Here is a 25,870-nt window from a genome sequence, read left to right as displayed (position 1 = left end):
GAACACGATGCGTCGCCGCCGACGGTGCTGGACATCAACAACATCGAGGTGGTCTACAACAAGGCGGTGCAGGTACTGCGCGGACTGTCCCTGTCGGTGCCGGCCGGCGCCATCGTGGCGCTGCTGGGCAGCAATGGCGCCGGCAAATCGACCACGCTGAAGGCGGTGTCGCGCCTGCTCGACCTTGAGGACGGCGAGCTGGCGCGCGGGCGCATTCTGTTCGACGGCGCTGATACCGCCGGGGCGCGGCCACAGAACCTGGTGCGGGCGGGCCTGGCGCATGTGATGGAAGGGCGCCGCGTATTCGAGGACCTGTCGGTGGAGGAAAACCTGGTGGCCGCGACCTATGCCTTGAGCGGCCGCGCCGGCGCCAAGGCCGACTTCGATCTGGTGTATGGCTATTTCCCGCGGTTGTACGAGCGGCGCCGCGGCCTGGCGGGCTATCTGTCGGGCGGCGAACAGCAGATGCTGGCGATCGGGCGGGCGCTGATCGCGCAGCCTAAGCTGATGTTGCTGGATGAGCCATCGCTGGGACTGTCGCCGCTGCTGGTGGAGGCGATCTTCACCATCATCGCGCGCATCAATCGCGAGCAGGGGGTGTCGATGCTGCTGGTCGAGCAGAACGCGTCGGTGGCGCTGGCGGTGGCCCACTACGGCTACATCATGGAAACGGGCAAGGTGGCGATCGACGGCACGGCAGAGAAGTTGGCGGCCGATCCCGACGTGCGCGAGTTCTACCTGGGGGTGGGGGGCGCGGGCGAGGCGCGCGGCTTTCGCGATATCAAGCACTACAAGCGCCGCAAGCGCTGGCTGTCATGAGCCCGGCCCGCGCATCCTCCGGCGCCGCGCCGGACAAGTGGCCGGCACTGACGTTGCCGCAGATGCTGCGCGAACAGGCGCGGCGGCAGCCGGCCGCCATTGCGCTCCGGCAGAAGGACTTCGGCATCTGGCGGCCCGTGTCATGGGCGGAGTATTGGCGCCGCGCCTGCCACGTCGGGCTAGGCCTGCAGGCGGCCGGCCTGTCGCGCGGCGGGCGCGTGGCGGTGGTTGCCGAGAACCGGCTGGAGTGGCTGCTGACCCAGTTGGGCGCGGGCGCTGTCGGCGGCGTGGCGGTCGGCGTGTACGCGACCAGTCCGGCCGAGGAAATGGGCTATGTGCTGGAGCATGCCGATGTCGAACTGGTGGTGTGCGAGGACCAGGAGCAGACCGACAAGGTGCTGCAGGTGGCACACCGGCTGCCGCTGCTGCGGCGGATCGTGGTGATGGAGACCAAGGGGTTGCGCTCCCACGCACCGGCCGAGCGCGCGCGCATCATGGCGTTTGCCGAGCTGGAGGCCGATGGCCAGCGGCTCGAGCCTGATGGCCTGGCGGCGCTGAACACATGGCTCGACGCGCAACAGTTGGACGACCTGGGACTGATGATCTACACGTCAGGCTCTACCGGCAAGCCCAAGGGCGCGATGCTCAGCTACCGCAACATGCGGGGTGTGGCGCCAGGCATCGCCGAGCGCCTGGGGATGGATGCGGCCAGCGTGCACCTGTCGTATCTGCCGCTGTGCCACGTGGCCGAACAGATGCTGTCGACCTTCGTGCCGATCTACCTCGGGGCGCAGGTCAATTTCGGCGAGTCGATCCGCACGGTGCAGGAGGATCTGCGCGAGGTGGCGCCGACGATTTTCCTGGGCGTGCCGCGCATCTGGGAAAAGCTGCATGCGTCGATCTCGATCAAGATGCAGGAAGCCGGCCGCCTACAGCAATGGTTGTACCGGCGCGCCCTGGCGGCGTGCGCGCCGTTCGCGCACAAGTCGCCACGGCAACGCGGGCCGCGCGAACGCCTGACCTATGCGCTGTGGTACTGGCTGGTGCTGCGCGCCTTGCAGAACTTCATCGGCCTGCGGCGCGCGCGGGTGGCGATGACGGGGGCGGCGCCGATCGCGCCGGAGGTGGTGCGCTACTTCCGCAACCTGGGCGTGCCGCTGGTGGAGGTCTATGGCCTGACCGAATCGACCGGCATGATCTTCGGCCAGCATCCGGACCGGGTGATGGCGGGCACGGTGGGCGAACCGATCCTGGGCGTGGATTGGCGCCTGGGGGCGTCGGGCGAACTGCAGGTGCGCGGCGAGATGGTGTTTGCCGGTTACTACAAGAACCCGGCCGCCACCGCCGACACGGTGCGCGATGGCTGGTTGCATACGGGCGACGTGGCCGAGGTGCGCGACGGCCAACTGCGCATCGTCGACCGCCTGAAGGACATCATGATCACTGCTGGAGGCAAGAACCTGACGCCGTCGGAAATCGAGAACGCGGTCAAGAGCAGCCCGTACGTGAAGGAGTGCGTGATCGTGGCCGACGGCCGGCGCTATGTCGCGGCCTTGATCCAGCTGGAGTTCGAGACGGTGGCCAAGTGGGCCGAATCGCGCCGCATCGCCTTTACCCATTTCCGTTCGCTGGCCGAATGCGCCGAGGTGCGCGAGCTGGTGGCGGCCGAAGTGGCGCGCGCCAACGCGGGGCTGGCGCCGGTGGCGCAGATCAAGCGCTTCCACCTGTTGACCAAAGAGCTGGACCATGACGACGGCGAGGTCACCGCGACTATGAAGGTGCGCCGCGCCAGCATTTACCGCAGCTACGCGGACCAGATCGAACGGCTCTACGCCGAGGAGACGCCAGCATGAATGAAGCGGTGATCGTGGAAGCGGTGCGCACGCCGTTCGGAAGGCGCGGCGGCTGGTGGGCTGACAAGCGCCCCGATGACCTGTTGGCCGAGGTAATCCAGGGCCTGCTGGCGCGTGCCGGCCTGCCGGGCGGCCAGGTAGACGATGTGATCGCCGGCTGCGTCAGCCAGGCCGGAGAGCAGGGCGCCAACATCGGCCGCCTGGCGGCGCTGCTGGCCGGCCTGCCGGAGACGGTGCCGGGCGTGGCCCTGAACCGCATGTGCGGTTCGAGCCAGCAGGCGGTGCATGCGGGGGCGCAGGCCATCGCGGCCGGCGACATGCGCTACGTGGTCGCCGGCGGGGTCGAGAGCATGAGCCGCGTGCCGATGTTCCTGGACGTGACCTTGGGCCAGCGCGAATTCCGCGGCTTCGAATCGCTCAACCCAGGCCTGTTGCAGCGCTATCCGCTGATCCATCAGATCGAGAGCGCTGAACGCATTGCCGAGCAGTGGCAACTGGGACGCGCCGAGCTGGATGCGTGGTCGATGCAGAGCCATGCGCGCGCCTGGGCCGCGGCCAGCGCCGGCCGTCACAGCGAATTGCTGCCTGGGCCGGTTGGCACGCCCGCGCGCGACGAGGGGATCCGTGAACGGGCCGATCCGGCCAAGATGGCGGCGTTGCTGCCGGCGCTGCGGCCGCCGGGGCAGGGCAACGTGACGGCGGCGCAGTCGAGCCAGCTGGCCGATGGCGCGGCGGCGGTGTTGCTGGCGGACCGCGCGGCCGCGCTTGCGGACGGGCTCCGGCCGCAAGCGCGCTTTCGCGCCCGGGTGGCGATCGGCTCGGACCCGGTATTGCAATTGACCGGCGTGATCGCGGCCACCGAGCGCGCGCTAGAGCGTGCCGGGCTGCGGTTGCAGGATCTGGACTGGATCGAGATCAACGAGGCATTTGCCAGCGTGGTGCTGGCCTGGCTGAAGACGCTGGACGCGGACCCGGCGCGCGTCAATCCGTGGGGCGGCGCGATCGCGCACGGACATCCACTGGGGGCCACCGGCGCGGCGTTGATGGCGAAAATGCTGGCGGGCCTGCGCGCCGGCGGCGGTCAGTTCGGCTTGCTGGTCATGTGCATCGGGCACGGCATGGCGACCGCGACGATCGTCGAACGGCTATGAGCGGCCCGGCTGCGCCGGATGGCCACGAGGACGGCGCCGAATCGTTGCGCCGGGCCGAGGTTGTCCTGACCGCGGCCCGGCTGTTTCGCCAGCATGGCTATGAGCGCACCACGGTGCGCGAGCTGGCGCGCGCCGTGGGCCTGCAATCGGGCAGCCTGTTTCATCATTTCCGCAGCAAGGAGGAAATCCTGGTGGCGGTGATGAACAATGGCATCCAGGAAGTCCTGGACGCCGGCCGCCAGGCGCTGGCGCGGTATCGCACGCCGGCCGACCGGCTGGCGGCGCTGTTCCGTGTGCATATGTGGAGCATGTTGCACGGCGCCGGCGGCGACGCGATGAACGCGCTGGTCTACGAGTGGCGCAGCCTGTCGGCGCCGAGCCAGGCCAGGGTCAAGGTATTGAGCGACCGCTACGAGGCGATGTGGCAGGACGCCGTGGCGGCCGCGGTCGAGGCCGGGGTCTTGAGCGGCGATGCGCGGGTCATCAAGCGCTGCGTGCTGGGGGCCATGAATCTGACGGTGCAATGGTACAAGCCGGATGGGCGGCTGCGGCCGGCCGCCTTCATTGATGAAATGCTGCGCGCCAGCCTGCCGGCCTTGCCGCAGGGGGCGGGCCCTTGGCCGCTGGCGGCCGGTCTGGGTACGGGAAATTGCTGAAACAAATGCAAATATTGTTGTTCATTTGTTAAGTATGTAGAAATAATGTTAAAAGCTTGTTTCTCTTAGAAACATAATCCGGGATCACTCCGGGAGGGATAGAGGAACATGCTGCGAGTCTTTACGGCTTCGGGCCTGGCGTTGCTATTGGCCGGCTGCGCTGCGACACACCAGAGCAAAGTGGGACAGAGCACGGCTGACGCCAGCCAGGGACGGTTGCAGGAAGCAATTGTCAATGTGGATGGACAGTTGCAGGGTGACAAGGCCAACGATGTGCTGCTCAACCTGGAGAAAGGCGAATTGCTGCGCATCGCCTCGAACTACGGCGAAAGCATGTCGGCCTTCGAGATCGCCGATGGCGCGGTCAAGGAATGGGAAGCGCAGGCGCGCGGTCTGACCACCGAAGTCGCCACCCAGGTGGGGGCGACGTTGCTCGGCGACGGCATCCGCGATTACGAAGTGCAGGACTACGAAAAGGTCATGCTGACCACGCTCATGGCGATGAATCGCCTGTCTCAGGGCGATCTGGACACGGCCCGCGTCGATATCAAGCGTACCCACGAGCGCGAAGCCCTTATCGCGCAGGTGCGCGCCAAGCAAACCGAAGCGGCTGAAGCCAAGGCCAAGGAAAACGGCGCCGAGGTCCAGAGCGCGGAGCTCCAGGGCTATCCCATCGAGACCTTGAATGACCCCGAAGTGCTGGGGTTGAAGAACGGCTATCAGAATGCCCTGAGCCACTACCTGTCGGGTTTCGTCTATGAAGCGTTGAACGAACCCAGCCTAGCGGCGCCGGGCTACCGCCAGGCGATCCAGTTGCGGCCGGGCAGCGCGGTGCTCGAAGCCGGTCTCAAGGGACTGGACGAGCGCCGTGGTCAGCAGCGCAAGAACGGGTTGACCGATGTGCTGTTCGTGATCGAGTCGGGCAATGCGCCGGCGCGCGAATCGAAGAAGTTCATGTTGCCGGTGCCGACGCCGCAGGGCCTGGTGACCGTGGGCATGTCCTATCCCGTGATCAATGCGCTGTCGGACGCCCCTGATGTGGCACGGATCGCGGTGGGGGACACGATGCTGGAGACCGGATTGGTCGCCGATTTCAATGTCATGGCGCGCCGTGCGTTGAAAGATGATCTGCCTGGCATGCAGGCCCGCGCGGCGGTGCGCATGCTGGCCAAGGCGGGCGCGCAGGTGGTGCTGAACAAGGAGGGCGGCGTGTTGGCCGGCCTGCTCGGCAACATCGCGGCCGCGGTGATCGAGCCGCCGGCCGACGATCGCATGTGGCGCACGTTGCCGGGGCGCGTCTACGTGGCGCGTGCGTTCCTGCGGCCGGGTGACTACAACGTCTCGCTGCCGGGCCTGACGGGCACGCCACACGCCATTTCGGTGAGCGGGCGCCACATGGTGGTGCCGCTTCGCACGTATGCATCGGTGACCTATTTCGGCGTGCCGGGGCGTTTTGGCGAACTGGCCGTGCCGAAGGCGCCGGGCAAACGCCGTCCCGCTCCCAAGTCCGTTTCCCTGAACTGAGCGCGCCCTGCGCGTATCGGAAGACTCCCATGAAGCAATTCATCCAATGCTCGATGGCGTTGGTGCTGGGGCTGGCCCTGGCGGGCCAGGCCGCGGCCCAGGCCAATCCCGCGCCTTCGTATGCGGCCTCGACCGGCATTGCCGCCAAGCTGATGGTGCGCGATTCGGTGCGCGACCTGCGCGTCGAAAGCCTGCGTTCGCAGCGCCGCAATGACGTGATGGTGGTGCAGGCCGAGATCGTCAACACCAGCGGCCTGAGCACTCGCCTGTATTACCGCTTCCGTTGGCTCGACGCGGACGGCATGCAGGTCGGCGACGACGCGGCCTGGCAGCCGTTGACGTTCCTGAATCGGCAGAACCACGTCATCAAGGGCGTGGCCTATGGTCCGCAGGCGACCGATTTCCGCCTCGAGATGAGCGCCGGCGCGCCTTGATGGCATGGGCCGCGGGCCCCGGTTCCTGTTTTCGACATTCCAGAAAAGTACTCACGGAGTTTGTATGCATTCCATTCTGTTCCGCCGGCTGCTGACCGGCGCGTCCGTGTCCTCGGCGCTGTTGCTGGCGGGTTGCCAGACGATGCAACCGACGGTCGATTCGTCTTCCGGCGTGAGCTATGGCGATGCCAAGGCGGTCGAGACGGTGAGCAATGAGTTCGGTTCGACCGACCTGCAAATGATCGCCGAGAAAATGACCGGCTCGTTGCTGGAAAGTCCGGTGCTGACTGGCCGGCCGACGCTGACCCTGGCGCCGGTGCGCAACAAGACCAGCGAATACATCGATACCAAGTCGATCATGAATACCATCCAGACCCGGTTGGTCAAGAGCGGCAAGGTGCGGTTCACTCGCAGCATGGATGAAATGCAGCCCGGCGTGGAGGAATTGCAGCGCCAGAATCAGAGCGGCCTGTACAAGAACCAGGGCAGGGCCAAGATGGGCAACATGGTCGGCGCCAAGTACGCGCTGGAAGGTGAGATCGGTTCCATCGTCAAGCGCGCCGGCGGCGTCAAGGACGTTTATTACAAGATGACGCTCAAGCTGTACGACGTGCAGGAAGGCACCATCGAATGGCAGGAAGAAAAGGAAATCCGCAAGACCACGCGCCGTTGACCCCATCGTCCAGCCGAGGCATTTCAATGTTGAAAACCTACCGTTTGATTGCCGCGCTGTCCCTGTGCGCCGCGGCGCTTCCCGTGGCGCGCGCTGCCGAGCCCAAGATCGCGGTCACCGACCTTGCCTATGAAGAGCGCGTCAGCGAGTACTTTCGCGTCGTGTCCGCGTCGAGCAAACGCAGCGTCAACGCCAGCGGCAGCGTGCATGACGGCCCGCGTTCGTACTCCGAGCGCGGGCGCCTGAGCGCCCGCTCGGAGAGCCACTACTACGAGGAGGAGGGCACCTATTCGTATATCGAGTACGGCGAGTTGCGCAAGTACACCGCCGATCTCAAGGGTGCCATGCTCAAGGGGGGAGGCGTGCGGCTGGTGCAGGGCAAGGCCTATCAGGGCAAGCCGACCGAAAAGGTGTTCGACATCCTGGCGCGGATCAGGCAGGGGCAGTTCGCCGGCGCCGACTATGTGCTGTTCGGAACCGTCAGCGACATCCAGTTCAACCAGAACGCAATGTCGTTCGGCGGCTCGGCCACGTCGGCCACGCTGGGGCTGGATATCACCGTCGATTTCAGTCTTATCAACACCCGGACCCACGAAATCAAGGCGGCCTTTACGGCGCTGGGATCGGGGCAGGACGTGAAGGTGGTGTCGCGGCCCGGTGACCGGGCCACGTTCAGCCGGCCCAAGGTGATCGCCGAGGCGTCCAAGAGCCTGGCGGAAGCGGCCTATGGCGAGCTGATGAGCCAGTTCGGGCTGCCCGGCCGGCATTTGCAGGGTTCGGGCGCGGCGGGTGAATCCGCCGCGCCGCCGGTCTCGCGCAACGAGCCTGTCGTGACCTACTGAACGCCGGGCGGGCTACGCGGAGCCGGGCCAGTAATGACTGTCCGGCAGCGCCCGCGCGCCGAAGATGGCCTGGCCCACGCGCACGACGGTGGCGCCTTCCTCGATGGCGATCTCGAAGTCGCCGGACATACCCATCGACAGTTCGTCCAGGACGATGCCCACCGGCGCCCGCTGGCGCAGGCGGTCGCGCAGGCCGCGCAGCAGCACGAAGCACTGGCGCACCCGCTCGGCCTCGCTGGAGAACAGCGCCAGCGTCATCAAGCCGCGCACCCGCAATGAGGAAAACGCCGGCAGCGCCTGGAGGAAAGCGGCTACGTCGTCCGGGGCCAGGCCATATTTGCTGGGTTCGCCGGAGGTGTTGACTTGCACATACACGTCCAGCGCCCGGCCTTCGGCCTGCAGGCGGCGGTCCAGCGCTTCGGCCAGGCGCAGGCTGTCGAGCGCCTGGAACTCGCTGGCGAATTGCACCATCAGCTTGGCCTTGTTGGTCTGCAGGTGGCCGATGACCGACCAGCGCAGATCGGCCAGGTCGGGGGTGCTCGCCCACTTGCGGTGCGCCTCCTGGATCTTGTTCTCGCCCAGCAGGCGGCAACCGGCGGCATGGGCCAGCCGGATACGCGATTCGTCCATGGTCTTGCTGACCGGCAGCAGCCGCACGCCGGCCGGATCGCGGCCGACGCGCCGGCAGGCGGCATCCATGCGCGCGTGGATGGCGGCCAGGTTGCGGCGAAAGTCCGCGACGCTCAGGGCCTGGGGGTAGCGGCCGTGCCGGTCGTGACGGGTCGGTGTATCGGGCGCGCAGGCCACCAAGGGGCCGGGATCGGGCTGGGATGCCATCATTTCACCATTTCCTTGCCGGCGGCGGGGCGCGGCAGGCCGGCATAGCGCGACGGGCGCGGGCGTTGCGGCAGGCGGCCATTGAGCAGGGCGTGCGCGGCCAGGCCGATCACCAGGCCCCAGAAGGCGCCGCCGATGCCGAACAGCTTGATGTTGGCGGCCGCCGCCAGGAAGGTGATGAGCGCGGCTTCGCGCGTTTTGGGCTCGGCCAGGGCGCTGGCCAGACTGCCGCCGATGGTGCCCAGCAGGGCCAGGCCCGCCAGGGTGGTGATGAAGCTGGCGGGCAGGGCCATGAACACGGCGGCCAGGGTTACGCCGAACACGCCCACCAGGATGTAGAAAATGCCGGCGGCGATGCCCGCGACCCAGCGCTTGGCCGGATCGTCGTGCGCCTCCTTGCCGGTGCAGATAGCGGCCGTGATCGCCGCCACGTTGAACGCGTGCGAGCCGAACGGCGCCATCAGCAGCGAACCCAGGCCGGTGACCGTCACGATCGGATTGGCGCTGGTCCTGAAGCCGTCGTTGCGCAGCACCAGCATGCCGGGCATGTACTGGCCGGTGAGTGTGATCAGGAACAGGGGCAGGGCCACGCTGAGCAAGCTGTTGAGCGAGAAGGCCGGGGCGGTATAGACGGGGGCGGCAAAGGCCAGCGTCAGGCCGGACAGATCGATCCGGTCCTGCAACAGCAGCAAGGCCAGCCCCGACACCAGGATGCCAACCACGGCGTAGCGCGCGGTAAAACGCTTGAGCGTTACGTACGCCAGGATCAGCCAGCCCGTCAGCAGCGGGTCCAGCGTCATGCCGCCGAAGGCGCCGATGCCGAACGGCAGCAGGATGCCGGCCAGCAGGCCGGCGGCCACGCCAGGTGGAATCAGGCGGATCGCCTTGTCGAAGCAGCCGGACAGGCCGAGCAGGACGAAGGCCGCCGCCGACAGCAGGTAGGCGCCAACAGCTTCAGGGTAGGGCGTGGTGGCGAGCGCCGTGACCAGAAAGGCCGCGGCGGGGGTGGACCAGGCGGTGATGATGGGCTCGCGGGCGGCCCAACTGAGCAGGATGCCGGTCACGCCCACGCCGATGGACACGGACCAGACCCATGAGGCGGTCAGCGCCGGGCTCAGGCCGGCGATCTTGGCGGCCTGGAATACCAGGACGAAGGTGCCGCCATAGTTGACGATGACCGAGATCAGGCCGGCGACGACGGGGTGCAGGAGATCGCGCGCTTGCAGTGTGTTGGGGGAGTGCGGAGAAGCCATGGGCGGAACGGATGGAGTCGGCGAAGGTTGGGGGAAGCGGTCTTTGTAGCGCCATATTGGACTGGCTAGACCGTATGCTTTCCCTTCATGGACCAGACCACTTTTTTCGAGCTGTCCGCCAGGGCGCGGCTAGAATGGCGGAGTTCTAACCTATATAGCCTGCGCCATCGGGGCCGACCGCATGAGCAAGACATTCGCGCTGGAGACCTTGAAGATCCGCATGGCCGACGCCGACTTGCGCGCGCTCGACCTGCATCTGCGCATCCAGCGCGCGCTGGGCGCGCTGATCCTGGATGGCGGCCTGGCGGCGGGGGTGAAGCTGCCGGCGACCCGCGCGCTGGCGCAATCGCTGGGTGTGGCGCGCGACACGGTCGAGAACGCCTACGTGCAATTGCAGCGCGACGGTTTCATCGCGCGGCGCAAAGGCTCGGGTAGCTATGTGTCCGAGAGCATTGGCGCCGAGCTGCGTGGCGCGGCTCGGCGCCGGGGCCGCACGCCGGCGCGGCACGCGGCCGGCGTGCGGCCCGCCGCGGTGGCAGGCGGCCCCGGCCTGAGCCGGCGCGGACAGGCGATCCATGATAGCGGCGGCGTGGCCGACCAGCAGTCGATCCAGGCCTTTGCCACCGGCCTGCCCGAGACCCGTACCTTTCCGGTCGCGGTGTGGGAGCGGCTGCAGCGCCAGGTGCTCAAGGATCATCGCGGCCATGTCTTGCTGCACGGCGATCCGCAAGGCGCCGAGCCTTTGCGCAAGGCCATCGCCACCTACCTGAACCTGGAGCGCGGCGCCAAGGTGCGGGCCGACCAGATCGTGGTGCTGAGCAGCACGCGGCAGGCCCTGTTCCTGTGCGCGCAACTGCTGGGGGATGCCGGCAGGCCGATCCTGCTGGAGAACCCGGGCTATTTCGGCGCGCGCAAGGCATTCGAGTTCGCCGAAGCCCGCGTGGTGCCGATCGATGTCGATGCGCAGGGCATCCGCACCGATCTGCTGCGGGCCGATCGCAGCGGCGCCGCGTGCGTCTATGTGACGCCGTCGCACCAGTATCCGACCGGCGCCACGTTGTCGCTGGAGCGCCGGCTCGAACTGACGCGCTGGGCGGGCGAGGCGGGCAAGTGGATCATCGAGGACGACTACGACAGCGAGTTCCATTATGACGGCCTGCCGACCGCCTGCGTGCAGGGGCTGGACAAGCACGGCCGGACCCTCTATCTGGGCACTTTCAGCAAGACGCTCTATCCCGGTCTGCGCGTGGGCTACATGGCGTTGCCGGACGCGCTGGTGGCCGCCTTCAGCCGCGCGCGCAGCATCATCGACGGGCATACGCCGCAGATCCTGCAATTGACCCTGGCGCGGTTCATGGATGATGGCCACTACAACGCTCATGTGCGCGCCATGCGCAAATTGTATGGCGCGCGGCGCGAGGCGATGCTGGAGGCGGTGGGCCGGCACCTGGCCGGCGTGGCGCGCGCGCTGCGGCCGCAAGGCGGGTTGCAGGTGCCTTGCCTGCTGGAGCCGGGCTGGACAGAAGCGGACACCATCCGGCGGGCGGCGGCGGCCGGACTGGTGCTGCCGGGGCTGCAGCGCCTGTATGCCGGCACACCCGCATTGCAGGGCTGGCTGCTGGGCTACGCTTCGCTCAGCGCACACGAAATCGACCTGGCCGTGCGGCGCCTGGCGGCGGTCTTGCGCAGAAAGTAGGCGGCAGGGCGCGCGTGGCCGCGCGCAGCCATGGAGAGGGCGAAGGTCCCTAGCCCTTGCGCTTGAGGAAGGCGCCGACGCCGCAGGCGACGGCGAACGCCAGCAGGGCGCCGGCGATGGTCAGCAGGAAATCGGCTTCGCCGCGATAGCCGCCGCCGGTCACGCCGCCGGCAACGCTGCCCATCCACAGCACCGCCGTGACCAGCGCGCCGGTCACGGACAGGGCGGCGGCCAGGCACAGGGCGATGAACAGCGGCGTGCGGCGCGCGGGGGGCGCGCCGTAGCCGCCGCGGCCGCGGCGCGGTTGCATCACCATGTAGAACAGCGCGGCCACCACTGCGGCCAGCATCAGGATCTTGACGATCATGATGCCGCCTGCGGCTTAGTCTTCACGGCGCAGATGCGGGAAGAGGATGACGTCGCGGATGCTGGGGCTGTCGGTCAGCAGCATGACCAGGCGGTCGATGCCGATGCCGCAGCCGCCCGTCGGGGGCATGCCGTATTCCAGCGCGCGGATGTAGTCGGCGTCGTAATACATGGCTTCCTCGTCGCCGGCGTCCTTGGCCTCGACCTGCGAGCGGAAACGCTCGGCCTGGTCTTCGGGGTCGTTAAGCTCGGAGAAGCCGTTGGCGATCTCGCGGCCGGTCATGAACAGCTCGAAGCGCTCGGTGATGCCCGCGCGGGTATCGGAGGCGCGCGCCAGCGGCGACACTTCGACCGGGTAGTCGATGATGTAGGTGGGGTTCCACAGCTTGGCTTCGGCCGTTTCCTCGAACAGCGCCAGTTGCAGCGCGCCCAGGCCGGCGCGCGCCAGCACCGGGCCGTCGGCGTCGGCGCCCAGCTTCTTGAGCTCGGCGCGCACGAAGGCGGCATCGTCCAGTTGCGCCTGGGTGTAGCCGGGGGCGTACTTGAGGATGGCTTCGCAGATGGTCAGGCGGTCGAACGGCTTCCCCAGGTCCAGCTCGCGTTCCTGGTAGGTCAGCACGGCGCTGCCGGTGGCCGAGATGGCGGCCTGGCGGATCAGTTCCTCGGTGAAGTCCATCAGCCAGCGGTAGTCCGCATAGGCCGCGTAGAACTCCATCATGGTGAATTCCGGATTGTGGCGCGGGCTCACGCCTTCATTGCGGAAGTTGCGGTTGACTTCGAATACGCGTTCGAAGCCGCCGACGATGAGGCGCTTGAGGTAGAGCTCGGGCGCGATGCGCAGGAACATCTCCATGTCCAGCGCGTTGTGGTGCGTGACGAAGGGCTTGGCCGCCGCGCCGCCCGGGATCGGGTGCAGCATGGGGGTCTCGACTTCAAGGAAGCCGGCGTTCAGCATGAATTGGCGGATGCTGCCGACGGCCTTGCTGCGCGCCTCGAAAGTGCGGCGCGTGGCGTCGGTCATGATGAGATCGACGTAGCGCTGGCGGTAGCGCAGTTCCTGGTCGGCTACGCCGTGGAACTTGTCGGGCAGCGGACGCAGCGACTTGGACAGCAGGCGCGCGGTGGCGGCGTGCACCGACAGCTCGCCCTTGTTGGTCTTGAAAACCGACCCTTCGACCGCGATGATGTCGCCGATGTCCCATTGCTTGAACGCGGCGTAGCTGTCTTCGCCCAGCGTGCCGCGGTCCAGGTAGATCTGGATGCGGCCGGTGCTGTCCTGCAGGGTGGCGAAGCTGGCCTTGCCCATGACGCGCTTGAGCATCATGCGGCCGGCGACCTTGACGGTGATGGGCGCGGCGGCCAGGGCTTCCTGCGTCTGGTCGTCGTACTTGTCGTGCAGGGCCGCGGCGCGGGCGTCGGGGACGAAATCGTTGGGATACGCGACCCCGGTTTCGCGCAGTTTGGCCAGCTTGGCGCGCCGTTCGGCGATCAAGCGGTTTTCATCCTGGGCGGGTGCCGGAGCGGTCGTGTGGTCGGTCATGGTCGGGAGGATCAGTCGTAATTGCGGATGTCGTCGATTTCGGTGGTGCCGAAATCGTCGCGATCCAGGTAGGCGAGGATGCGGGCGGCCACATCGGCGGGGGCGGACAGCTTGCCACTGGCGTGGAAGTCCTGGAACTTGGCCAGCGCGGGGAAGCTCTTGGGGTCGCTGGCGCGGATGGCCACCTGCATGTCGGTGTCGACGATGCCGGGGGCCAGCGAGACGACGCGCGCGCCGCCTTCGCCCTGTTCCTGCTTGACCACGCGCGTATACATGTCGAGCGCGGCCTTGGTGGCGCAGTACACGCCCCAGCCCGCGTTGGGATTGCGGCCGGCGCCGGACGAGATGTTGAGCACGCGGCGATCGGCCTTGAGGTCTTCGACGGCGGCCAGGAAGCGCGCGGTCAGCAGCATCACGGCCGAGACGTTCAGGTTGAAGGCGGCGGCGATGGCCGGGCCGTCGATCAGCGCGTCGGTGCCGGCCACGGGGTGCACGGTGCCGGCGTTGTTGATCAGCAGGTAGCGGCCGGCATCGCGCGGCAAGGTGTCGCAGATGCGGCGCGCGGCCGCTTCGGCCGCGGCCAGGTCAGAGAGGTCCACGGACAGCTGTTCCAACTGCACGTCCCGCGAGCGGGCGTAGGCCGCCAGTTCGGGGTCTTCGCGGCGCGCCAGGGTGATCAGGCGGGTGCCCGGCTTGGCCAGGCCGCGCGCCATGGCGGCGCCGATGCCGCGCGAAGCGCCGGTGAGAATTGCGATGGTGTCGGACATGCGTGAATCCTCTGGGGACGGTGGACGGAAGTATCGCGGAACTTAGACGCCTTGCTTGAGGCTGGCCTGGATGAAGGGATCCAGGTCGCCGTCCAGCACCTTCTGCGTGTTGGAGATTTCGACGTTGGTGCGCAGGTCCTTGATGCGGCTCTGGTCCAGCACGTACGAGCGGATCTGGTGGCCCCAGCCCACGTCGGTCTTGGAGTCTTCCAGCTTCTGCTGCTGGGCCATGCGGTTGCGCATTTCCAGTTCGTACAGCTTGGACTTGAGCATCTGCATCGCTTCGGCGCGGTTGCGGTGCTGTGAGCGGTCGTTCTGGCACTGCACCACGATGCCGGTCGGGATGTGCGTCAGGCGCACGGCCGAATCGGTCTTGTTGATGTGCTGGCCGCCCGCGCCGGAAGCGCGGTAGGTGTCCACGCGCAGATCGGCCGGGTTCACTTCGACTTCGAAGGAGTCGTCGACCTCGGGGTAGACGAACACGCTGGCGAACGAGGTGTGGCGGCCGCCGGACGAGTCGAACGGGCTCTTGCGCACCAGGCGGTGCACGCCGGTTTCGGTGCGCAGGTAGCCGAAGGCGTATTCGCCCTCGAGTTTGATGGTGGCGGACTTGATGCCGGCCACTTCGCCCTCGGATTCTTCCAGCACTTCGGCCTTGAAGCCCTTGCGCTCGGCGTACTTGAGGTACTGGCGCAGCAGCATCGAGGCCCAGTCCTGCGCTTCCGTGCCGCCCGCGCCCGCCTGGATGTCCAGGAAGCAGTTCAGCGGATCGGCCGGGTTGGAGAACATGCGGCGGAATTCCAGGCCTTCGAGTTTTTCCTGGAAGCCGTCGGCATCCTGTTCGATGGATTCGAGCGTGGCGTCATCGTCGTCGGCGGCGGCCAGTTCGAACAATTCGTTCGAGTCGGCCAGGCCCGTGCCGAGGGCGGTGAGCGTCTCGACCACGTCTTCGAGGGATTTCTTTTCACGGCCCAGGTCCTGGGCGTGCTTGGGGTCGTTCCAGACCGCCGGGTCTTCGAGCTCGGCGTTTACGACTTGCAGGCGTTCGGCTTTGGCATCGTAGTCAAAGATACCTCCGTAGAGCCTGTTCGCGCTCCGCGTAGTCGGCGAGGCGGGCTGCGAGCTGGTTCTGACGTTCGGCTTCCATGATGATTCCTGGTGACTTTTGTGCGAAACCGGGCATTTTACCGTGTAAGACGCCAGCCCGTGGGCCGCGCCCGTATACAGGGGGACGGATGAGGAAGAAAAGCCGTCCGGGCGTGCCTTTGCCCGATTCCGCCGCGCGGCGCTAAGGGTTTGCGCGCACAGCGCATAGTTGTTCAGTTTTTTGTCATCTCGGGGGTTCTAGCCTTGGTCAGCCGGCCCATATGCCCCCAGGGGGCGCGGGACCGGACCAGTTGCCGGCAAACAGCCGGCCTGTCCCGTTAGAGGAGGAGACGTTGATGGAACATACTATGGCCCCCGGGGTCTCGCCGGCGATCCCGGCGGCTGAGGAGGACCGGATCTACCGCAAAGTCGGATGGCGGTTGCTGCCGCTATTGGTGGTCTGCTATGTCGTGGCCTATCTGGACCGCGTCAACGTCGGCTTCGCCAAGCTGCAGATGCTGCAGGAACTCCAGTTCAGCGAGACGGTGTACGGGCTGGGCGCGGGCATCTTCTTCATCGGCTATTTCCTGTTCGAGATCCCCAGCAACATCATCCTGCACAAAGTCGGCGCGCGCATCTGGATCGCGCGCATCATGATCACCTGGGGCATCATCTCGTCATGCATGCTGTTCGTGTCCAGCGTGCACATGTTCTATTTCCTGCGCTTCCTGCTGGGCGCGGCCGAGGCCGGATTCTTCCCCGGCATCATCCTGTACCTGACCTACTGGTACCCGGCCGCCCGCCGTGGCCGCATCACCACGTTCTTCATGACCGCGGTGCCGATGTCGGGCCTGATCGGGGGTCCGATCTCCGGCTGGATCATGGGCACGTTCCATGGCGACCACGGCCTGTCGGGCTGGCAATGGCTGTTCCTGCTGGAGGGCATTCCGTCGGTGATCATCGGCGTGCTGGTGCTGCTGTATCTGGATGACCGCATCAACAAGGCCAAGTGGCTGAGCCCCAGCGAGAAGGCGCTGCTGATCCGCAACATCGCCGCCGAGGAACAGCACAAGGAAGACCCGCCGATCCGTGCCGCCCTGACGCGTCCGCGGGTGTGGGCGATGGCGCTGATCTATTTCTCGTTCGTGATGGGACTGTACGGCGTGGGGTTCTGGATGCCGACGCTGATCAAGAGCACCGGCGTGCAGAGTCCGCTGGCGATCGGCCTGCTGACGGCGGTGCCCAACCTGTTTGCGGTGATCGGCATGATCCTGATCGCGCGCAACTCCGACCGCAACCGCGAGCGCCGCTGGCACGTCGCGATTCCGGCGCTGTGCGGGGCGGTGGGGCTAATGTTCTCGGCCATCTGGAGCGGCAACACGGTCCTGGCGATCCTGGCGCTGACGGTGGCCAACATCGGCATCTGCACGGTGCTGCCGCTGTTCTGGAGCCTGCCGACCGCGCTGCTGGGCGGCACGGCCGCCGCCGCCGGCATCGCGCTGATCAACTCGGTGGGCAACCTGGCGGGCTTCGTCAGTCCTTATCTGGTGGGCTGGCTCAAGGACATGACCGGCACCACCAACGCCGGCCTGTACCTGCTGTCGGCGTGCCTGGTGGTCGGCGCGCTGGTGGCGCTGGCGCAACCGGCCAGGCTGGTCAACAAGTAGGCGCGACGGCCCCGCCCGGCGGGGGCCTCACGCGACACGGGCGCATCCTCGCGGATGCGCCCATTTTTTTGCGCCGAGCGTCATTTGGTCTTGCTTCGCGGCGACAACGAAACTTTCCGCCTGTTTTGTGCCGAAAATGCTGGGGCGTATTGCGATAGCGAATCATTCTCGTTATCGCATATTTCCCTGGCAGTTTTGCGGCTCGGGCTTGGTCATTCTGACCGCAGCGGCCGCGGAGTTCAAAACCATCATGACCCTTGCTTCCTCGCGCGCTGCTTTCCGCCGACCGAACCGGCCAACCCGGATGTCGGCCCGCCACACGCACTCCAAGCGTTTCATTCCCAGCAAAACCACCACGGCCTTCTACGTCGCCCTGGCGCTCTCCGGCCAGGCGGCGGGTGTGTATGCCGCAGAGGGGGGAGGGGAAACGCCCGTGAACCCCGCCGGCACCCAAAATATCACACTGACCAAGGACAACACGCCGTTTGTGGCGACGCAGCCCCCTGGGCTGAATGGCAAAAACGGCAGCGGCGCCGGGCTGCCCTATGCGTCCGCGACCGATGGCGAGACGGCGTATGTCTTCACCACGCAAGCAGGCTCATTGCGCGACAGCAACGTGGTGCAGGTGAATACTCCCCTGATCGGTGGCGCGGCGGGGACCACGGCCGTCAAGATTGGCGAAAATGGCGCCCGCGGCGCGGATGCCATTCATGGCGGCAATCTCCGAATTGTTATCGACGGCGGTTCGATCAGGGGCGGCGCCGGCAGCCATGGCATGAATGGGCGCGGCGCTGTCGAAGGAGGAGATTCGCCGATGAAGGGCGGCAATGGCGGCAATGGCGGTGCCGCTATTGTGGGCAGCGACCTGGACATTGTGTTTACCGATAAGCCCGCAGGATCGATTAGCGCTGGAACCCCCGGTTTTGGACGGCAAGGCCTTGGCGCGGCAGGAGGCGAGGCCCAAGAAAGCGGGGTCCATGGCCGTTATGGGGAGGCTCTTCACTTCACCGGTGGCAACAACCTGATCACGCTTGAGCGGGGATCGGTCATCAACGGCAGCGTGCTGCTGGATGCGCCTGCCGGCTCGGCCGGCAGCATGCTGCATATCTTGAATAATGCAGCAGATTGGGTTGATTTGAATGGAACGTACCAAACAGGTTACGCCAGCATCAACCAAGGGCCGCTGATCAGGAAGCTACCGGCCAGCTCGCTTCCCGCCGATGATTCGGCTGAAGTGATCAATCGCATGCGCATGTCACAACTCATCGTTGGCGAAGGCGCTACGCTGATGGTTTCGGGAAAGGGCTCAACCCGGATCGGCGACTTGGTCCTGAAGGATGGCAGCACCCTCTCCGTCATTGCCCGCAGTGCGCTTAGAGGCGACGGCACGATATCCAGCACTCCGGAAAGCTTCCGGCTTACCCTCAATAACAGCAAAGCCACTATCAGTAAAACCGGCACCACGTTCAACTTGGCCGGGATCACCGATGGCAGCGCGACCGATCAGTTCCTCTTTGTTACCCAGAATCAACTCAACCCGGAAGTCTTCATCGATGGCGATTTCGCCAAGACTGCCGTCGGCGGCATTGTCGTCACCGAGCAGGCGCCGGTGGACTACTTGACGTTCGCATCCGGCATTGCAATGGGCGGGGAACGGACCCAAGCGGAGGTCGATGCTGATAAATTCGGCCTCAACTTGTCTGTGATACCGGCCCACCCCATCGGTTACCAGGCGACCTACAAACTCAGTTGGCTCGAAGACCCCGCCAAGGCGCACGGCACCTTCACCATTGCGGATGGCGGCGACTTTACCTTGGGCGCGGTGCTGGCCGACGTGAGCGCGAACACCAACACCACCAGGCCTTGGGATGGCAAGAGCCTGACCAAGGCGGGTTCCGGCGTGTTGCAATTGACGGCGGCAAACCTGTATACCGGCCCCACCACGATCAACGCGGGGGTGCTGAAGGCCGGGGTGGCGGACGCGTTTGCACAAAGCAGCGCGCTGACGATTGCCGCGGATGCCGCATTGAACCTTGGCGGATTCTCCCAGGCCGTGCGCGAAGGCGGGGCCATCACCAACAACGGCGCCATCTTGTTCAACAGCATGAACGCCGGCAAGACGGGCACGAACTCGGCGAGCTTGACCGGCAACCTGACCAACGCCGGCACGCTCGATCTCGACAACGGCGACAATGCCGTGGGCAAAACACTGAAGATCATTGGCGATTGGGCCGGCAGCACCGGCAGCCTGATTAAATTGGCCGCCGTCCTAGGCAATGGCGACGACAGTGTCGCCGACAAAGTCGAAATCACGGGCGCTGCCACCGGTGCCACCAAAATCCAGGTGCGCAATATCAACGGCGGGGGGGCGACCGGCACCACAAGCGGTATCACCCTGATCACCGCTGGCGACGCTAGCGTAAATGGCGCCTTCGCCCTGAGCGCCGACACCCTCACCGCCAATGGCCTGGTCTATTCGCTCCTGAACAAGGCCGATTCGGCCCACCATAAAATCTGGTACTTGAGCAGCGCGAAGAATAATGATGAGGGCGCGACGGCGATCATTCCTCCTGCCGGTGGGCAGCAGGACAGTGACAAGGTCACCCCTCCCACAATCGCGGCAGGCACCACGCTGCCTTTCGATTTTTCAAGGGCGCTGACCGCCGACGAGAAGGCGAAATACGTCGTCAACGCCGAGGGCGACCTGATCTTTGCGCCGGACGTCACGCTTGACATGACGATGGCCGGCATCACCGAGGCGGAGAAAAGCGGCGTCGAGATCACAAGCGTCACCGGCGCCATCGAGGGCGATCTGCCCAACGTCACCGTCAACGGCGCGGCGCCGCCCGATTATCTGACGGCCAACGTTTCCAGATCGCAGGATGGCAAGACACTGCAAGCCGGGTACAAACTCAGCTGGAATGAAACGGCCGATAAATCGCATGGCACCTTCACCATTGCCAGCGGCGGCTTCGCGCTTGGCGCGGCGCTGGCCGACATGGGCGCGAACACCAGCGCCACCATGCCGTGGGATGGCAAGACCCTGACCAAGGACGGCGCGGGCACGCTGGTACTGACAGCCAGCAACACCTACACCGGCGACACGATCATCAAGCAGGGGGTGCTGAAAGCGGGGGCCGAAAATACGTTCGCCGCCAGCGCCAATCTGTCGATTGCCCAGGGCGCCATGCTCAACATGGGCGGTTATGCCCAAGCCGTGGGCGGCAACACTCACGGCGCCATCACCAACCGCGGCACCATCGTGTTCAACGACGTGGGCGAAGGCAAGAAAGGCGCCAGCCCGATGAGCTTGACCGGCAACGTCAGCAACGCCGGCACGCTCGAACTCGACACCGGCGACGCCACCGTTGGCAAAACCTTCCAAGTCCAAGGCGACTGGTTCGGCGATGTCGGCAGTTTGATTTCGCTGACCGCCGCACTGGCGGGCGACGACAGCAACACCGACAAGGTCGAGATCACGGGCGCGGCCACCGGCACCACCCGAGTCAAGGTCCGCAATGTCGGCGGCGCGGGGGGAGAAACCACCGCCGATGGCGGCATTACCCTCATCACCACGGGTAGCAGCCTGGCCAATGCCTTCGTGCTGGACAGCCCCGTCACCGCGGGCGGTTACGTCTACAAGCTCAGGCAAGGCAGAAAAGACGCAACCGGCAAGATCAACGAGGGGATTTGGGTTCTGAGCAGCCTGGCGGACACCCTCGTCTCGACGATTCCGCCCCAAAAACCGCTTTCCATCACGACAGGCGAGCCGTTTGGCGCCGATACCTTGAAGGACTACATCAATCAAGATGGCAACCTGAATATCGCCGCCGACGACCCCATCACGCTGACCGACGCCCATCCGCCAGCCACCAGCGAAGCGCTGGGCACGCCCAAGGTCATCCTGACCTTGCCAGCCACCGGGCCAGCCGGTAACGACACCAACAGCATCCATATCAACGGCAGGCCCAGAGTCACGGTCTTCGATGCGGGCGCGAGCGAGATCGATTACCTGACGCCCCGCCTCAGGGTTGCGGCGAGCGACGCCAAGAAACTGGAGCTCAGCTACCAGCTCCGTTGGAATGAGGACGATAAAACCCAGTCGGGTGGCAACTTCACCATCGCTGAAAACGGCACCTTCAAACTGGCGACAGCGCTGGCCGATGTGACGGGGGTTGATGCCGCTACCAATGCATTCAAGTGGGACGGCAAAACTCTGACCAAGAAAGGCGCGGGCACGCTGGAGTTGGCGGCCGCCAGCACCTATACCGGCGCCACCACCGTCGAGGCGGGCACGCTCAAAACCGCGATCGGCAACGCAATCGCCAATACCAGCAATGTGACCATCCGGCCGGGCGCCAGGCTCAATCTGGGGGCGACGAACCAGAACTTCGCCGGGATCGAGAACCAGGGCACCCTGATATTCAACGATGTTCAAGCCAACGGGACGCCGGTGTCCGCCCCGGTCACCCTCAAACTCGGCGCCGACGGCACCAGGGGCAAGTTCCTCAACAGCGGCACGCTCAGCCTCAAGAACTGCGACACTTGCGCCATCCAGACCTTTACCATCGACGGCGATTGGGAAGGCAAGGATGGCAGCGCGTTGACTCTGGGCGCGGTGCTGGGCGACGACAGCAGTCCTGCCGACCAGCTCATCATCCAAGGCATGGCCAGCGGCAAGACCTTGGTGACCGTCGAAAACGAAGGCGGCGCGGGCGGTCAAACCGTGGACGGCATCACCCTTATCACCGTCGCCGGTGGCGCCAGCGGCACCGATACCTTCGTGCTTGCCAACGACGTCACCGCAGGGGGGTATGTCTATTCGCTCAACAGCAAGGAAAACAGCGAGAAAAAGGCCAACGGTATTTGGTATCTGACCAGCGCCAAGCAAGCCTCACCGGGCTCCGACGACATCCGGAATCACAACGTCAGTCCCTTGTTCGGCGCCTATGCCAGCAACCTGCTTGCGGCGAACACGCTGTTCAACACCAGCTTGAGCGACCGCGAAAGCGGCGAGTCCGTGGACCCGGTCACCGGCGCGCGCGGCCGGGTCTGGGCCCGGGTCGCGGGGGGAACCACGCGCGGCATGATGTTCGACGGCGAAAACCGCTTCAGTGCCGACCGCAGCCTGCTGCAATTGGGCAGCTCGATCATCGCAGGCAGTGTGAACGGCCACGATGCGTGGCGCTTCGGTGTCATGGCGGGCCATGGTCAACAGCGCAGCAAAACCCGCAACGCCGCAACCGGCGACGCCCGTGGTCAAGTCGACGGCTATAGCGCCGGCGTGTATGGCACCTGGTACCAAGACGGCCAAAGCCATCGAGGCGCCTACGTCGATGGTTGGCTGCTTTACAACGACTTCGACAACAGCGCTCAGGGCACCGGCCTCAAGGAGAAGTACAAGGCCACCGGCGTGACCGCCTCGATCGAAGCCGGTTATGCCATTGACGTGGCGTCCTTCACCAATGGCGGCGGCCGCGAACACCGCTTGAGCGTGCGGCCGCAAGCGCAAATCGTGTATGGCGGCGTCAAAGCCAAGACCTTCGTGCAACAGGATGCGGGCCCGACCAGGGTCAAAGGCGAAGGCGATGGCAACATCCAAACCCGCCTTGGGGCGCGCCTGGCCATGGTCAGTAAACCGGCCGCCGCCGGCGCCAGCCTTGCCGGACAGATCGAGACCGCGCTCGAGCTGAACTGGCTGCACAACACCAACAAGTACGGGGTCACGATGGGCGCTAACCGCAACTGGATTCTCGGCGCGGATAACGTCGGTGAAGCCAAGGTCGCCGTCTCGGGCAACCTGAGCGACAACCTCGCGCTGTCAGCCAATGTCACCCATCAACAGGGCGACCACGGCTACCACGACACCCAAGGCGGCTTGAGCTTGAAGTATCGGTTTTAAGCCGGCGTGGGCCGCATCACCCGGCGTGTTCGATGACCAACTGGACCGACACCATGCCGTTCCACACATTCTGCTCCAGCCGGTAGGCTGCCTGGATGTGTTCGGGTAGCGACTGGTCATGGCCGAACCAGATGGCGTCGAACCGCTGGTGGCCGCGTTCCAGGGACAGCTTCAGGTGCTTTTCGCCGACCAGGCGCTGGTTGCGCACCACGAATTCGTCCAGGAACAGCGGCGCGGCAAAGCCCGCGCCCCATACCTGTTGCTGCAGCAGGCCGGCGACCTCGGCGTTGGCGTAGCCGGATTCGAGCGAACCGTCGGTTTCGATGACGGGTTCGAAGCTGTCGCGGCCCGTCAGTTCGCGCACGGCGGCATCGAAGGCGGGGGCGAAGGCCGGGAAATCGTCGCGGCCCAGCGTCAGCCCGGCCGCCATGGCGTGGCCGCCGAATTTGCGGATCAGGTTGGGATGGCGCTTGGACACCAGGTCCAGCACGTCGCGCAGGTGTACGTCGGGAATCGAGCGGCCCGAGCCGCGGATTTCGTCATCGCCGGCAGGCGCGAAGGCCAGGGTGGGACGCCAGAACTTTTCCTTCAGGCGCGAGGCCACCAGGCCGACCACGCCCTGGTGCCAGCCCGGGTCGAACACGCAGACCGTGGCGCCGGGCGCGGCATCCGGCGCTTCCATGGCGGCCATGGCCTGCTCCCGCATCTCGGCCTCGATGGTGCGGCGCTCGCGGTTGATGTTGTCCAGTTCGCGCGCCATTTCCAGCGCCTGGGCCTCGTCGTCGGTAGTCAGGCAGGCGATGCCCAGGCTCATGTCGGCCAGGCGGCCGGCGGCATTGATGCGCGGGCCCAGCGCAAAGCCCAGGTCGAAGCCGTTGGCGGCGCGCGGCTCGCGGCCGGCCACGGCGAACAGGGCGCGCAGGCCGGGTTGCAGGCGGCCGCTGCGCATGCGTTGCAGGCCTTGCGTGACCAGCAGGCGATTGTTGGCGTCCAGCTTGACCACGTCGGCCACGGTGCCCAGCGCCACCAGATCGGACAGCGCGTCCAGGCGCGGCCCGCCGTCCGGCGCATAGACGCCGCGGCGGCGCAGTTCGGCGCGCAGCGCCAGCATCATGTAGAAGATGACGCCGACGCCCGCCAGGTTCTTGGACGGGAAACCGCAGCCCGGCTGGTTCGGGTTGACGATGGCCAGGGCATCGGGCAGCGTGTCGCCCGGCAGGTGGTGGTCGGTGATGACCACGCCGATGCCGGCGGCGTTGGCCGCGGCCACGCCGTCGACGCTGGCGATGCCGTTGTCCACGGTGATGATGATGTCGGGCTTGCCGGCGCGATGGCGGCAGGCCAGTTCGACCACCGCCGGCGACAGGCCGTAGCCGGTTTCGAAGCGGTTCGGCACCAGGAAGTCGACGTTGGCGCCCATGGCCGACAGGGCGCGCAGGCCGACCGCGCAGGCGGTGGCGCCGTCGCAGTCGTAGTCGGCCACGATCAGCAGCTTCTTGCCGGCCTGGATGGCATCGGCCAGCACGCCGGCGGCGTGGGCGGAATGCGTCAGGCCGGCTGGCGGCAGCATCGCGGGCCAGGCCAGCTTGGTCTGGTCGGGATGGGTGACGCCGCGCGCGGCCCACAGGCGCGCCAGCAGCGGGTGGATGCCCGAGGCTTCCAGGGCATGGCAGGCGGCGAGGTCGGCGCGGCGGATGGTTAAGCGGGGTGAGACCACCAGGCGCTCCAGTTTTTCTTGGGCGCGGGCAGCAAGCCGAGCAGGCCCCCGCGCGGTTTCAGGGTGAGGGTGGCGCTGCGATCGTCGCCCAGCAGCAGCAGGTCGGCAGGCGCTTGCGGCAGGCCCTTGGGGCCGGCCAGCGGCTGCAGCCGCGCCTCGAGCCCGGGCAGGGCGTCGAGCCAGGCGGCCCAGTCGCCGGCGCGGTGCGGGGCATCCAGATCGGTGATGATCTGCGCCGGGCCGGCCGGCGCCACGGTCCAAGGGGTGCCGCCGCCATACAGCCACAGGGCATTGACGGGCGGCAGGCCGCGCGCGGCGCGGGCCTCGTTGACCGGATGCTCATGCCACGCCATCTGGATTTCGTTGAGCAGCCGGCGCCACGGGCGGGTTGCGGTGTCCTGGCGCCACCACTCGTTCAGGCGTTTGCCGGCCACCGCCAGGGGGCTGGCGGTCTGGGGCCGCATGTCGTCCGGTAGGCGCAGGCGCCAGCGGGTGGCCGACAGCGGCTCGACGGCGAAGCCGCTGTCGTCGAACAGCGGACGGGCAGTGTCCAGCAGCGCGGCCGTTTCGGCCTCGCGCAGGTCCATTTGGGCGGGATCGAGCAGGGTGGCCTGATCGGTGCCCAGAGCCAGATGCACCAGTTCGGCCAGCCAGACGGGCGCGCCGTTGTGCTGGCCGCCGGCCAGCAAGGGGCCCAATCCGGCGCCGGGGAGCAGGCCGGGCTCCGGGGTGTAGCCGGCGCGGCGCAATTGCCAGGCTTCGAACGCGGTACAGCCCTGGGCGCGGATATCGTGGGCCTGGACCCGGGCGGCGCCGGCTTGCAGCCAGCGGTGCAGGGTAGGGGCGTGCCGGGGCAGCAGTTTGGCCAGTTCCGCGGCGACGGGAAGGGCGGGCAAGGCGCCCGGGATGACGATCAGCATGGCCGGGATTGTAGTCGCTGGCGGGGGGAGCCAACCAATGCGGGAACTAAGCCCGGCCCGGATTGCCATAGCTTGTCACGGCTTGTCTTTCCTTCCCGCATTCCGGGGACGGTGATGCGGCCGGTTAATGCCATAATGCGCTCGTGCTGAAAATACCCTACGAACTC

General features: G+C 66.5%; 19 protein-coding genes. 11 read left to right on the top strand and 8 right to left on the bottom strand.

Going from position 1 to position 25,870, the window contains the following annotated elements; translation table 11 throughout:
• Positions 1-24 precede the first annotated feature (24 nt).
• The 8 genes from HV701_RS02450 (at position 25) to HV701_RS02415 (ending at position 7,952) form a co-directional block, all read left to right on the top strand.
• Positions 25-819 carry an ABC transporter ATP-binding protein gene (locus HV701_RS02450; RefSeq protein WP_175131650.1) on the top strand — a complete coding sequence of 265 codons (795 nt, stop codon included), beginning with the start codon at positions 25-27 and terminating at the stop codon, positions 817-819.
• Positions 816-2,672 carry an AMP-dependent synthetase/ligase gene (locus tag HV701_RS02445; RefSeq protein ID WP_175131546.1) on the top strand — a complete coding sequence of 619 codons (1,857 nt, stop codon included), beginning with the start codon at positions 816-818 and terminating at the stop codon, positions 2,670-2,672. Before HV701_RS02450 ends, HV701_RS02445 begins: the two co-directional genes overlap by 4 nt.
• A complete protein-coding gene (locus tag HV701_RS02440) occupies positions 2,669-3,823 on the top strand; it encodes a thiolase family protein (RefSeq protein WP_175131545.1) in 1,155 nt (384 codons plus the stop codon). Before HV701_RS02445 ends, HV701_RS02440 begins: the two co-directional genes overlap by 4 nt.
• Positions 3,820-4,479, top strand: coding sequence for a TetR/AcrR family transcriptional regulator (locus HV701_RS02435; protein ID WP_175131544.1), 660 nt, complete (start codon positions 3,820-3,822; stop codon positions 4,477-4,479). The genes HV701_RS02440 and HV701_RS02435 overlap by 4 nt, the downstream gene beginning before the upstream one ends.
• Positions 4,480-4,587: 108 nt before the next feature.
• Entirely contained in the window at positions 4,588-6,003 is a 1,416-nt protein-coding gene (locus HV701_RS02430; RefSeq protein ID WP_175131543.1) for a COG3014 family protein, read from the top strand.
• Between the two features lie 29 nt (positions 6,004-6,032).
• Positions 6,033-6,437, top strand: a complete 405-nt coding sequence (locus tag HV701_RS02425; protein ID WP_175131542.1) for a YcfL family putative periplasmic lipoprotein — start codon at positions 6,033-6,035, stop codon at positions 6,435-6,437.
• A gap of 64 nt (positions 6,438-6,501) precedes the next feature.
• Complete coding sequence (lpoB, locus tag HV701_RS02420; protein ID WP_175131541.1) at positions 6,502-7,110, top strand: penicillin-binding protein activator LpoB; 609 nt, start codon at positions 6,502-6,504, stop codon at positions 7,108-7,110.
• A gap of 26 nt (positions 7,111-7,136) precedes the next feature.
• Positions 7,137-7,952 (top strand): penicillin-binding protein activator LpoB, encoded by an 816-nt coding sequence (locus HV701_RS02415; RefSeq protein ID WP_175131540.1) that lies wholly within the window; start codon positions 7,137-7,139, stop codon positions 7,950-7,952.
• Positions 7,953-7,964: 12 nt separating this feature from the next.
• On the opposite strand, the gene HV701_RS02410 is transcribed toward HV701_RS02415, so the two are convergent.
• Both HV701_RS02410 and HV701_RS02405 read right to left on the bottom strand, forming a co-directional pair.
• The gene (locus HV701_RS02410; RefSeq protein ID WP_420867799.1) at positions 7,965-8,789 is read right to left on the bottom strand and encodes a YggS family pyridoxal phosphate-dependent enzyme; all 825 of its coding nucleotides are present in this window, start codon (positions 8,787-8,789) and stop codon (positions 7,965-7,967) included.
• On the bottom strand, positions 8,789-10,042 hold the full coding sequence (locus HV701_RS02405) for a benzoate/H(+) symporter BenE family transporter (protein WP_175131538.1): 1,254 nt from the start codon (positions 10,040-10,042) through the stop codon (positions 8,789-8,791). The genes HV701_RS02410 and HV701_RS02405 overlap by 1 nt, the downstream gene beginning before the upstream one ends.
• A gap of 181 nt (positions 10,043-10,223) precedes the next feature.
• On the opposite strand from HV701_RS02405, the gene pdxR reads away from it, so the two are divergent.
• Entirely contained in the window at positions 10,224-11,738 is a 1,515-nt protein-coding gene (pdxR, locus tag HV701_RS02400) for a MocR-like pyridoxine biosynthesis transcription factor PdxR (RefSeq protein WP_175131537.1), read from the top strand.
• A gap of 49 nt (positions 11,739-11,787) precedes the next feature.
• Here pdxR and HV701_RS02395 read toward each other — a convergent pair whose 3' ends face one another.
• The 4 genes from HV701_RS02395 to prfB all read right to left on the bottom strand — a co-directional run bounded on the left by HV701_RS02395 (position 11,788) and on the right by prfB (position 15,558).
• Positions 11,788-12,105, bottom strand: coding sequence for a preprotein translocase subunit TatB (locus HV701_RS02395; protein ID WP_175131536.1), 318 nt, complete (start codon positions 12,103-12,105; stop codon positions 11,788-11,790).
• 15 nt (positions 12,106-12,120) lie between these two features.
• A complete protein-coding gene (gene lysS, locus HV701_RS02390; protein WP_175131535.1) occupies positions 12,121-13,644 on the bottom strand; it encodes a lysine--tRNA ligase in 1,524 nt (507 codons plus the stop codon).
• An 11-nt stretch (positions 13,645-13,655) separates the two neighbouring features.
• Positions 13,656-14,411, bottom strand: coding sequence for an SDR family oxidoreductase (locus HV701_RS02385; protein WP_175131534.1), 756 nt, complete (start codon positions 14,409-14,411; stop codon positions 13,656-13,658).
• Between the two features lie 42 nt (positions 14,412-14,453).
• A protein-coding gene (gene prfB, locus HV701_RS02380) for a peptide chain release factor 2 (RefSeq protein WP_175131533.1) occupies positions 14,454-15,558 on the bottom strand; the annotation gives its coding sequence in 2 pieces (ribosomal slippage) (positions 14,454-15,476 and positions 15,478-15,558; 1,104 coding nt in all).
• Between the two features lie 295 nt (positions 15,559-15,853).
• On the opposite strand from prfB, the gene HV701_RS02375 reads away from it, so the two are divergent.
• Together HV701_RS02375 and HV701_RS02370 are read left to right on the top strand one after the other, a co-directional pair.
• A complete protein-coding gene (locus tag HV701_RS02375) occupies positions 15,854-17,164 on the top strand; it encodes an MFS transporter (RefSeq protein WP_175131532.1) in 1,311 nt (436 codons plus the stop codon).
• 136 nt (positions 17,165-17,300) lie between these two features.
• The gene (locus tag HV701_RS02370) at positions 17,301-23,066 is read left to right on the top strand and encodes an autotransporter outer membrane beta-barrel domain-containing protein (RefSeq protein WP_175131531.1); all 5,766 of its coding nucleotides are present in this window, start codon (positions 17,301-17,303) and stop codon (positions 23,064-23,066) included.
• Between the two features lie 16 nt (positions 23,067-23,082).
• Here the strand turns inward: HV701_RS02370 and recJ are convergent, their stop codons facing one another.
• Entirely contained in the window at positions 23,083-24,783 is a 1,701-nt protein-coding gene (recJ, locus tag HV701_RS02365; RefSeq protein WP_175131530.1) for a single-stranded-DNA-specific exonuclease RecJ, read from the bottom strand.
• The gene (locus HV701_RS02360) at positions 24,765-25,703 is read right to left on the bottom strand and encodes a hypothetical protein (protein ID WP_175131529.1); all 939 of its coding nucleotides are present in this window, start codon (positions 25,701-25,703) and stop codon (positions 24,765-24,767) included. The genes recJ and HV701_RS02360 overlap by 19 nt, the downstream gene beginning before the upstream one ends.
• Between the last annotated feature and the right edge of the window lie 167 nt (positions 25,704-25,870).

It is taken from the genome of Achromobacter pulmonis (assembly GCF_902859765.1).
GTDB classification, from domain to species: domain Bacteria; phylum Pseudomonadota; class Gammaproteobacteria; order Burkholderiales; family Burkholderiaceae_B; genus Achromobacter; species Achromobacter pulmonis.
Note: the sequence above shows the minus strand (reverse complement) of the source record. Positions and strands in the feature narration are given on the sequence as shown.